This is a genomic window from Rhizobacter sp. P3_B12 (assembly GCF_056402895.1).
Window position 1 is genome coordinate 1 of sequence record NZ_JBFUGN010000941.1, and the last position, 2,396, is coordinate 2,396.

Below are 2,396 nucleotides of genomic sequence, written 5' to 3' on the forward strand. Positions count from 1 at the left end.
CAGCGATCCCGCGGCTTGAAGGTCGCAATATCCCCTGGCCTGATTTTCTCGGCCGGGTTGGAGACATCCGCGCCCTTGCTGATCGCGAAGCGGTAGACGAGAAGGACGATCTCGCGCGCATGTACCGCCACGTCCGGTCCTCGCTCAGCCTTCAACTTGTCGCAAAGGGCAGCCAACCGCTGATGCGAGATCTCATGGAGCATCTGCTTGCCAAACGGCTCAGCGAGGGCTCGGCGATAGGTCGACTTTCTCATCGCCAGCGTGCTGTCCGCAAGCTGAAGGCCGCCGCTCTTCGGGTCGGCCTTGAACTCAAAGTACTTGTCGGCCCATCCGCCGAAAGTGGGCGCGCCAGCAGCCTCGGCCCGCTTCTCGACCTTGGCGCGAGATGGTGACTGACCGCGCTCAACAAGGCGCCTGGCGCGCGAGAGCAACTGCCGCGCCTCCGCCAGCGACAAGTTCATACCGTAGTCGAGGTCGTCGGGATCGCGAGCGCGCTTCGCGCCGATATCGGAGTCGTACCGACCGATCGTGAGCGTCTCGCGCCGACCGCTGATCCGGTAGTCGTATCGGAAGGACAGCGCGCCAGTCGGGGAGACGGCGACGTACATCCCATCGCGGTCGGTCACCTTGTACGTCTTGTCGCGAGGCTTCAACCCTCGGAGCTTGAGATCGGTGAGGTCTTTCCTTCGAGCTGCGCCGCCCGCAGCGGATTCAATGGTGGCTGAACAGTCGAAGACCGCACCGATCTGCCCCGAATCACTCCCACTCGATCGTCGCCGGCGGCTTGCTCGACACGTCGTACGTGACGCGGTTGATCCCGCGCACCTCGTTGATGATCCGCCCCGACACCTTCTTCAGCAGGCTGTACGGCAGCTCGGCCCAGTCGGCGGTCATGAAATCGCTGGTCTGCACCGCGCGCAGCGCCACCACGTAGTCGTAGGTGCGGCCGTCGCCCATCACGCCGACGCTCTTGACCGGCAGGAACACCGTGAAGGCCTGGCTCGTCAGTTCGTACCAGGTCTTGCCGGTCTCGGCGTCGCGCGCATTGCGCAGCTCTTCGATGAAGATCGCATCGGCGCGGCGCAGCAGGTCGGCGAACTCCTTCTTCACCTCGCCGAGGATGCGCACGCCCAGGCCCGGGCCCGGGAACGGATGGCGGTACACCATCTCCGGCGGCAGGCCCAGCGCCACGCCCAGTTCGCGCACCTCGTCCTTGAACAGCTCGCGCAGCGGCTCCAGCAGCTTCAATCCCAGCGTCTCGGGCAGCCCGCCGACGTTGTGGTGGCTCTTGATCGTCACCGCCTTCTTCGTCTTGGCGCCGCCGCTCTCGATCACGTCCGGGTAGATCGTGCCCTGTGCCAGCCACTTGGCGCTCTTCAGCTTCTTCGCTTCGGCCTGGAACACCTCGACGAACTCGCGGCCGATGATCTTGCGCTTGGCCTCGGGGTCGCTCACGCCCTTCAGGTGGCCGAGGAACTGATCGCTCGCATCGACATGGATCACCTTCGCATGCAGCCGCCCGGCGAACATCTCCATCACCATGCGGCCTTCGTCGAGCCGCAGCAGGCCGTGGTCGACGAACACGCAGGTCAGCTGGTCGCCGATCGCGCGATGGATCAGCGCCGCGGCCACGCTCGAATCGACCCCGCCCGACAGGCCGAGGATCACCTCTTCGCTGCCCACCTGCTCGCGGATGCGCGCCACCGCTTCTTCGATGTAGTCGCCCATCACCCAGTCGGGCTTCGCCTTGGCGATGTCGAGCACGAAGCGGTTCAGCAACTCGCGGCCCTTCACCGTGTGCGTGACCTCGGGGTGGAACTGCACGCCGTAGTAGCCGCGCGATTCATCGGCCATGCCGGCGATCGGGCAGCTCGGCGTCGACGCCATCAGCTTGAAGCCCGGCGGCAGCGCGGTGATCTTGTCGCCGTGGCTCATCCACACCTTCAGCATGCCGTGGCCTTCGGGCGTCTTGAAATCCTCGATGCCGTTCAGCAGTTGCGTGTGGCCGTGCGCCCGCACCTCGGCATAGCCGAATTCGCGGTGCGTGCTGGCCTCGACCTGCCCGCCCTGCTGCACCGCCATCGTGAACATGCCGTAGCAGATGCCCAGCACCGGCACGCCCAGGTCCCACACGGCCTGCGGCGCGCGCAGCTCGTGCTCTTCATAGGTGCTGGCGTGGCTGCCCGACAGGATGATGCCCTTCGGCGCGAACTCGCGGATGAACGCGTCGCTGACGTCGTTCGGATGGATCTCGCAGAACACATGCGCCTCGCGCACGCGGCGGGCGATCAGCTGCGTGACCTGGGAGCCGAAATCGAGGATGAGGATCTTGTCGTGCATGGTGGGGCAGTGTCATCAGCCGGCGCTCGTGGCGGCCGGCGTGGTCGAAGGAGTCT

The 2,396-nt window shown here is 65.7% G+C and carries 2 protein-coding genes; both read right to left on the reverse strand.

Annotated features, from left to right (window positions below):
• A partial coding sequence (locus AC1D01_RS30420) for a tyrosine-type recombinase/integrase (RefSeq protein WP_477873076.1) occupies nt 1-626 on the reverse strand: 626 nt, incomplete at its 3' end.
• Between the two features lie 130 nt (nt 627-756).
• Nucleotides 757-2,340 (reverse strand): glutamine-hydrolyzing GMP synthase, encoded by a 1,584-nt coding sequence (guaA, locus tag AC1D01_RS30425; protein WP_477873078.1) that lies wholly within the window; start codon nt 2,338-2,340, stop codon nt 757-759.
• Between the last annotated feature and the right edge of the window lie 56 nt (nt 2,341-2,396).

What these genes read in the sequence shown, in the direction of transcription:
- guaA (WP_477873078.1), bottom strand. Translation starts at nt 2,340, where the DNA reads ATGCACGACAAGATCCTCATCCTCGATTTCGGCTCCCAGGTCACGCAG.